This window comes from Streptomyces beigongshangae (assembly GCF_019710745.1).
GTDB lineage: Bacteria > Actinomycetota > Actinomycetes > Streptomycetales > Streptomycetaceae > Streptomyces > Streptomyces beigongshangae.
In genome coordinates this window covers 1-538 of record NZ_JAHKJW010000190.1, presented here as the reverse complement: position 1 = coordinate 538, position 538 = coordinate 1, and the positions used below count along the sequence as shown (strand labels likewise).

Here is a 538-nt window from a genome sequence, read left to right as displayed (position 1 = left end):
CCGGTCAGCTCCACCCCTTACAGGGCTTCCACATCCGGCCTATCAACCCAGTCGTCTACTGGGAGCCTTAACCAATCTAGTTGGTGGGAGTCCTCATCTCGAAGCAGGCTTCCCGCTTAGATGCTTTCAGCGGTTATCCCTCCCGAACGTAGCCAACCAGCCATGCCCTTGGCAGGACAACTGGCACACCAGAGGTTCGTCCGTCCCGGTCCTCTCGTACTAGGGACAGCCCTTCTCAAGACTCCTACGCGCACAGCGGATAGGGACCGAACTGTCTCACGACGTTCTAAACCCAGCTCGCGTACCGCTTTAATGGGCGAACAGCCCAACCCTTGGGACCGACTCCAGCCCCAGGATGCGACGAGCCGACATCGAGGTGCCAAACCATCCCGTCGATATGGACTCTTGGGGAAGATCAGCCTGTTATCCCCGGGGTACCTTTTATCCGTTGAGCGACGGCGCTTCCACAAGCCACCGCCGGATCACTAGTCCCGACTTTCGTCCCTGCTCGACCCGTCGGTCTCACAGTCAAGCTCCC

Annotated in this window: 1 rRNA gene; it reads right to left on the bottom strand. The window is 59.3% G+C overall.

The window, feature by feature from the left end:
- Window positions 1-538, bottom strand: a 23S ribosomal RNA gene (locus KM933_RS38780); the annotation flags it as partial.